General features: G+C 62.2%; 6 protein-coding genes. 2 read left to right on the top strand and 4 right to left on the bottom strand.

Going from position 1 to position 7617, the window contains the following annotated elements; all coding sequences use genetic code 11:
- Positions 1-113: 113 nt before the first annotated feature.
- Both IC50_RS14815 and IC50_RS14810 read left to right on the top strand, forming a co-directional pair.
- Complete coding sequence (locus IC50_RS14815; RefSeq protein ID WP_035705677.1) at positions 114-1850, top strand: type I secretion system permease/ATPase; 1737 nt, start codon at positions 114-116, stop codon at positions 1848-1850.
- Complete coding sequence (locus IC50_RS14810) at positions 1847-3319, top strand: HlyD family type I secretion periplasmic adaptor subunit (protein ID WP_035705663.1); 1473 nt, start codon at positions 1847-1849, stop codon at positions 3317-3319. Before IC50_RS14815 ends, IC50_RS14810 begins: the two co-directional genes overlap by 4 nt.
- Here IC50_RS14810 and IC50_RS14805 read toward each other — a convergent pair.
- The 4 genes from IC50_RS14805 to IC50_RS14790 all read right to left on the bottom strand — a co-directional run.
- On the bottom strand, positions 3316-4143 hold the full coding sequence (locus IC50_RS14805; protein ID WP_244429588.1) for a helix-turn-helix transcriptional regulator: 828 nt from the start codon (positions 4141-4143) through the stop codon (positions 3316-3318). The genes IC50_RS14810 and IC50_RS14805 overlap by 4 nt on opposite strands.
- A 169-nt stretch (positions 4144-4312) precedes the next feature.
- Positions 4313-4897, bottom strand: a complete 585-nt coding sequence (locus tag IC50_RS43095; RefSeq protein ID WP_244429587.1) for a hypothetical protein — start codon at positions 4895-4897, stop codon at positions 4313-4315.
- Between the two features lie 498 nt (positions 4898-5395).
- Positions 5396-6397: an FAD-binding oxidoreductase gene (locus IC50_RS14795; protein WP_081492444.1), complete on the bottom strand. Its 1002-nt coding sequence runs from the start codon at positions 6395-6397 to the stop codon at positions 5396-5398.
- Positions 6398-6421: 24 nt separating this feature from the next.
- Positions 6422-7617, bottom strand: a 1196-nt coding sequence (locus IC50_RS14790; protein WP_347369234.1) for an ABC transporter substrate-binding protein, incomplete at its 5' end; no start/stop codon positions are given.

The following is a 7617-nucleotide window of genomic DNA, read 5'->3' as shown; positions in this document are numbered from 1 at the left end:
CGGCCGCGGCCGCCGGTCCCGGGATTTCACACCAAAGGTCTGCCGATGCCGTTGCGGGATCGCGCTGACCATCAGTCAAGTGCGCCGGAGCTCGATTTCAGGCGGTGACGATCATGCTGATGCCGCCCATTCGGTTGCCCATCCTGCCGCAGATCCGGACGCCACTGCACTCAGCCCTGCGGTCCTGCGTGGGACCGCTAGGTCTCGTATTCGCATATAGCTGCAGTTACAATCTGCTACTGTTTGCGCCCTCCATCTATCTTCTTCAGATCTACGACCGGGTGTTGTCGAGCCGGAGCGGCGACACGTTGCTCCTGCTCACGCTCATAGTCGCGATCACAGTGGTCGTCGGCGGCGTGTTCGATGCCTTGCGGCGCGCCGTCCTTGGACGCCTCGGCGCCTGGCTCGACGATCGCCTTCGTCCCTGCGTGCTTTCGGCCGGCCTCGAATCGGCGTTTCGCGGCGATTGGACGCAGGCGTCGGGCGCATATCGGGATCTCACCGTACTGCGCCAGTTCGTCGAGTCCGGCTCATGTACGATGCTGTTCGACGCGCTCTGGGCGCCCTTGTTCCTCCTTGTCCTCGTTCTGATCCATCCCCTGCTTGGCGTGGTGGGCGCCTGCTGCGTCGCCTTCCTGTTCGCACTCACGGTCGCCGGAGAGCTGGTCACGGAAGACGCCTTGCTCAGGTCCAGCGCCGCGCTCTCCAGAAGCTACGGTCGCCTTCAGACTGCCGCGGGCAACATCCACATGATCCGCGCCATGGGAATGTTCGATAGCGCTGCGCGCATGATCCACCGCGACGCGCAGCACGCGCGCAGAGAGCACGATGTGGCACTCCGGCGAGGCGAGATCGTCTCACTGGCCGCCAAGCCGGTTCGCGCGCTGTCGCAGGTCTTGATCATGGGGGCTGCCGCGTGGCTCGTCCTCGATCACGGGAAAAGTCCGGCAATCATCTTTGCTTCTACGCTGATGTTCAGCCGGGCGCTCGCGCCGGTCGAAAGTGCGGTCGCAGGCTGGAAATCACTCGTGACGGCCGTGAGCGCCTGTCAGCGGCTCGGCGCACTTCTCGCCGCATTCCCCGTCGTCCGGCAGGAGAGCGCGGGAGTTTTCCCGCCGCAGGCGCGAAGCGGCCTCGTCGTCGACAATGTGGGCGTCTGGCTTGCGGGGACCGACCATCTTCTGCTGAACGGCGTCTCCTTCAGCCTCATGCCCGGAGAATGCCTTGGCATTATCGGTCCGTCCGGCTCAGGCAAGTCCTTGCTCGGCCAGGTGATCGCCGGGCTGTCGATGCCGACGCATGGCCGTGTCCTCCTCGACAATACCGACGTCTCGCTGCTTCGCGAGGGCCGAAACGGCGACGGCCTCGGATATCTCCCCCAGGACATCAATCTGATCGGCGACACCATCAACGACATCATCGCACGTCTTGAAGATGCCGACCGGCGGAAGGTCGTCGAAGCGGCCAAGCTCGCCGGAATCCATGGGGCGATCATGCGCCTGCCGCAGGGTTACGACACGGTGGTTCACAGTGAAACAATCTTCTCACGCGGGTATCGGCAGCGCCTCGGTCTTGCCCGGGCCTTTTTCGGCAGTCCACGCCTCATCGTTCTCGACGAACCCAACGCCAGCCTCGACTACGGGGGCGAGCGAATGCTCCTGGATGCCATCGAGCGCATGAAGCTCGCAGGCGTCATCCTTGTCGTCGTCACTCACAGGATGGGTCTCCTCGCCGCCACGGACAAGATTGCCATCATGGAAGACGGTGCGGTCGCCGCGTTCGGCGACAGCGAGGACATCTTTGAACGGCACCTGAGCCGACCCCAGGTTACTTCGCAGGCTGCGCCATGATCTGGAATTCTCTCATCATCTGGAAGCATCCTGCCGTCTCGAGACTTCCCATGATCTGGGACCGGCTCGTGCGAGCGCCGGCGCGCCCCCCGCCCGCCCGACGATCCGGCGTCTTGGTAACCGCAATCGACGATTTCGAGCCTCTGGAATTTCCATGGTGCTCGACGCCGACGCCGACCTCGCCACGCGGAAGGATTCGCGCTCTCACCGTCGCGGGCAATCTGCTGGTGCTCTGCTTCATGCTGGGGCTTGGTACATGGGCGAGCCTCGCGCCTCTCGAGAGCGCCGCGATCGCATCCGGCGTCGTGGAATCGGAATCGAGCCGAAAGACGATTCAGCATCTGGAAGGCGGTATCGTCAAAAGGATCCTGGTTTCGGAAGGCGATATCGTACGAAGCGGCCAAACGCTGATCGCGCTGGACGACACCCGGGCCGGCTCGGAAATGCAAAGCCTTCAAGGCCAATTGTGGGATGCAGTTGCTCGTGCCGCACGGCTTCAAGCCGAGCAGCAGCGACTCGAGAGGATCGCGTTTCCGGACACGCTGGAACAGGACAGCAAGCAGAACGGAGTGGCAGCCGCTGCGATGTCGGCGCAGCAGTTCATTTTTCAGGCACGCCTGCAGGTTCACGAGTCGCAGCTTGCGGTCATTCGCGAACGAAGGCGTCAAGTCGAAAAGGAGATCGAAGGTCTCACGGCGCAGGAGAGCGCCACCGAGCAGCGGGTCGGCATCGTCCGGGAGGAACTGGATATGGTCACGACCCTCGTCAGCAAGGGGCTCGAACGGCGGCCGCGACTTCTGAACCTGCAGCGGGAGCTGGCCGACGTCGAGGGCCGCCGCGGCGAGATCGCCGCGCAGATTTCCCGCGCCGCGCAGGTCATCAGCGAACAGCAGGCCACATTGTTCAAGCTCGAGAGCGAGAGGCAGAACGAGATCGCACAGTCGCTTCGTGAAGCACAGAACCAGATATTCCAGCTCCGCGAGCGGTTGCTTGCGGCCAGGGATCAGCTATCGCGAACAGAGGTCAAGGCGCCAGAGGACGGCGTGATAACCGATTTGCGAATTCATACAGCCGGTGGCGTCATCGGAGCGGGCGCTCCGCTCATGGACCTGGTGCCCCGGCAAGACCGTCTCATCGTGACCGCGCGCCTGAGGCCCGAGGATATCGATGTGGTTCATCCCGGCCTCGATGCCGAAGTTCACCTCGTGCCCTACAATCAGCGTCGCGTGCCTCGCCTGAAGGGGACTGTCGTGCACGTGTCCGCAGACCGGCTCCTCGACAAGCGTACCGAGCAGCCATACTACGCGACCAAAATCCGGATCGACGACGCGCAGATCGTCGCAAACGACATCCAGATCGTCCCCGGCATGCCGGTTCAAGTGTTCATCACGACAGGGCGCGGTACGGTGGCTCTCTACGCACTCCGGCCTTTGCTCGACAGCTTCCGTGGTGCATTCAGAGAGGACTAGGTCTCCTGCATCAGACCTGCGCCGGGTTCGTGATCGCGACCCTGCGCCGGCAACCGGCCGCGCCAGCGGAGCACGGCTTCCGTCCGATTGTGCGCGGCACATTTCCGCATGATATGCTGGATGTGCATTTTCACCGTGCTTTCCGAAAGGTTCAATTTGGCGGCGATCAGCTTGTTGGGCAGGCCGAGCTCCAATTCTGCCAGAACCTGTTGCTCACGAGGCGTGAGATCGGTCACCCTCCTTTCGATGGTCATTCCGGCTCCCTCGTTCACAAGATATGCGCGCGCAAGCCCGCGTGCATCTGGCGCCCCGAAATCCGGTACCCTGTTCATCCCGGCGACGGGCAACGGCCTGTAGACGCCGCCGACAAGGACAAGGCGCAGGCCAGCTATGGCGATCTCGATCGGCAGCGAGGTGGAAAGAAAGCCGCGTACGCCCCGCTGCATCGCGGCCTGCACGGTCGGCTCGTCGTCATGGTTCGACAGGATGGCAACGGCGGCGTTGGGACAACACTCCGCGACGAAGGCGAGACTGCACTCAACCGAGGGATCGTCGACGGGCTTGTCTGCGATGCTCAGCACCACCAGACGAACATCGCGGGTTGACGTGCAGTCCAGGCTTTCGACCGTTGCCATGTCGAGGATCTCGAATTCCGCCAATTCCCGCCTGAGGACGCTCAGAATACATGTGCGAGGCAACAGGAGCGGTTCGACGATTACCAGAACCGGAAAGTGAAGTGATCCATCGAGCCGCTTTGAGGAGTTGGTTATGTCGTCCATGATTTCCTCGAGATGAAAAGAGCTTCCGCGAAATTCCCATTCCATATTGCTTCTCCCCTGCTGCTGCATTCATCCTGAATGATCATCACGAGAGCGCGCTGTGCCGCCGCCAGTGCCCCTTATCCACTGCGGATCTACCTGGCGCCTGGGTGGAAATTCTTTCCGCTCAAATCATTTGGGGGCGTACCGCGCGGTGACGCAGTCGACGCATTCCCTAATGGCAGATATTTCGATACGCCGTTGACGCCTCCGACCCCGACTTGCCGTCGACGACATATGCTTCATCCTCCTTCACGAGATAAAGAAACGGTCTCTCTGCGGTCTCGCCGCCTGATGCGCTTCTTCCTTTCACACGCCCGCAAATCGTATCCACGGGGCGTCCAAGGGTGTTCTTTCGCATCGTGCGCTTCATTTCGGTGAATTCGGTCGATCTGGGATCCTCCATCTTCGTCGCGATGGTGACCTTCGCCTTTTCCAGGACAGGATCTGATACTTCCGCGGGCCGTTCGGATGCCGGGACGCTGATCCTCGTCCGCGGTGACGCCGCTTTGGCGAGGTCGACCGATCCGCTCTTCTTCGGACGTGATTCTTTGCCGGACCTTCCCGGGGTTGCAGAATTCGATTTGACGATTGCGGGATCCGGCGCCAATGCCGTCGGCGTTGGCTGCGCGGGTCGGGCGACCGCAACCCGGTCGAAGCAGGGTCGTGACACACACCCAAGGAAATACCCTCGGGAAGGCGCGAACCAGCCAAAGCCGATCAGGACTCCTGCCAGCACTCCAACAAAAAGCAGTCCCATGCGATTTCCCTCCCCGGGATCTCGGCTCGCACTTGTAACTAGGACTAATTCCGCGCTGGTGATCCATCTGTTGCGCAAAAGCGTTAAACGCCCATTAAGCGCGCAGTCGTCTGGCCCATGCCCTGGATCGGCGGATCAGATCGGGCTCCAGGCCCGTGCCGGGATTGCCGCATAAAGCCAATCGTGGAAGCAAGCATGACCGATTTGGTCCGCTCCAGGCTCCCTCTGCAACTCGTGCGTTCGAAGGCCCGCTCTGCACCACCAAAAGGTGCCGATCACCGGCTTATGCCCCTTGGGCCAATTCCCGAGCACCGCACCAGTTTCGCGCCAGAAACGGCGTGAACGAAACGGAACGAAGGCAACTGGAATCGAGCAAAACCGCGGGAAGATCAACGAAGCTGACCAATATTCTCCCGCTCATAACGGTCTGGTTGCAGGTTCGAGTACTTCGGCGATCCGCCCGGTCGAACTCTGCAACTTTCTTGACAATAGCGATATTTACGCGCTCGGCACAAACCGCTCGGAAAAGACCGCGGCCGCATTCGCGCCGCGCTCGTTAACCAGCTTCCTTGCGCATTCGGTCATCGCGGGTGGTCCGCAGAGGTAGACTTCCGTATCGGCCAAAGTCGACGAGCCTATCAGGTCCGTTGCTACTCCCGATCCGATGCCTACCGGTGGAACTCCACGCGCGATCGCGATGCGTACCTCGAGGTGGGGTAGACTTGCGACGATAGCGTTCAGTTCATCAGCGAAGAAGAGATCCCGCTCCTCATTCACTCCAAAGCACAACTTGACCTTTCGCTCATCTCCGGAGGTCACCATCTGCCGCAACATCGAGACCATCGGAGCGAGTCCGGTGCCGCCGGCGACCATTAGGAGCGGCCGCGCGCTGCTCCGCAGGTAGAACGTCCCCTGAGGCCCGCGGCATTGGATGACGTCCCCCGGTGCCGCTCGTTCAATTAGATAGCGGGACATGATGCCGTCGTCCAACAGGCGCACCAGAAATTCGAGCGTCTTAGCCTCGCTTGGTGCATTGGCCATTGAATAGGAGCGCCATTGGGACGTTCCAGGCACCTGAAGATGAACATACTGGCCAGGCAGAAACTTGAGGGGCGCCAGTCCAAGCATGCGGGCGGAGACACTCACCACCGATGCGCTCAGCCGTTTGACGGCCTCCACCTTGACCGAGAAGGGCTTCGCCGCCACAAGCTTCGCCCGTTCGTAGGGAACGCGGAACTCGATGTCAGTGGCCGCCGTGACCACACAAGGCAGGATTTCCCCTGCCTCGACCTCACTCCGGCTCAGGGAGATCGATGCAAACTCGTCGTATTCAATCTCGCCTGAAAGGCAGGTTGCGCGGCACGTTTGACAATCTCCGATCTCGCAATCGGAGCTGAGCCGAATTCCGGCGCGACGCGCTGCCGCTAGCAGCGTCTCTCCACTCTTCGCGGGAAACGTCGCGCGCTCGCCGTCCGAGAACTCCAATGAAATCGTCGGCATATCCTGCTCCCGACCCAAAGTGAACTAACGCGCCAGCGCGAACTTGCCGTCCTTCACAGTGAGCAAGACCACACTGTCGGCCTTGGCACCGAAGTGGTCATCCGGCCCATAGGCGTAAACCGCGGTGACCCCGACATGGTCCTTAAGGCCCTCGATCGCGTCGCGGATCTTGGCACGGTCGGTGCCCGCCGTCCGGATCGCCTCCGCGATCATGTTGACGGCGTCGTAGCCGTTGCCCGCGAAGGTCGCCGGCGGCTTGCCGTATTTCGCCTCGTAGTCGTGCACGAAGGACTTCAGAACGGTCTTCTGCGGATCGGAATCCGGCAGCGAGTCGATCACGTAGATCTTCGAGGACGGAATCAGGATGTCGTCGGCCGACGCGCCCGCCAGGCGCAGGAAGTTGAAGTCGTTGGCGGCGTGCGACATGTAGAGCAGCGCATCGAGACCGAGCTGGCGATAGTTCTTGACCGCGATCGCCTGGCCGGGACCGGTGGCCCAGATCACCACCGCGTCGGGCGCAGCGCTGCGGATCTTGGTGAGCTGCGGCGTCATGTCCTTGTCGCTGTTGGCGTAGGACTCCTGGGCGACGATCGTCAGGCCGAACGAACCGGCGTTCTTGACCAGCTGATCGCGGCCGCTGGTACCGAACGGCGAATCGGCGTTGAGCAGCGCGATCTTCTTGATGCCGCGCTTCTTCATGTCGGCCATCATCACGCTCTGCACCAGAACGTCGGTGAGCGGCGACAGGAAGATCCACTTCTTGTCCTGCGGCGGCAGCACGATGCCGCGCGAGCCGCCGTTGGAGATCATGGGCATCGACGCGCCCTGAACCGTGTCGATGATCGCGTAGGACGAGCCGCTGTTCATCGGACCGACCAGCGCCACCACGTCGCCCTGACCGAGCAGCCGCTTCACCGCGGTCACCGATTTGGTGTTGTCGCCCTCGGTATTGACGTTGTCGAGCTCGAGCTTCTTGCCGGCGATGCCGCCCTTGGCGTTGATCTGCTCGACCGCCAGCATCGCGCCGTCGAGGCCGGGCTGGCCGAGCGAGGCCAGCGGGCCGGAGGTCTCCAGCAGGCCGCCGATCTTGATGGTGTCCGCCGCCCGGGCGGCGGTCATCGTCGCGGCGAGCAACAGCGCTGTCAGCACGGCTTTGGTCTTCATGGTCGAACCCTCTTGTGCGAGTGTGGCGGTTAAAGCGCGGCGATCGCCGCCGCGAA

The sequence above is a fragment of the Bradyrhizobium genomosp. I (2014) genome (genome assembly GCF_000261685.1).
Taxonomy (GTDB): Bacteria; Pseudomonadota; Alphaproteobacteria; order Rhizobiales; family Xanthobacteraceae; genus Bradyrhizobium.
The sequence above is the reverse complement of the archived record's forward strand: the minus strand, read 5'-3'. Positions and strand labels throughout refer to the sequence as shown.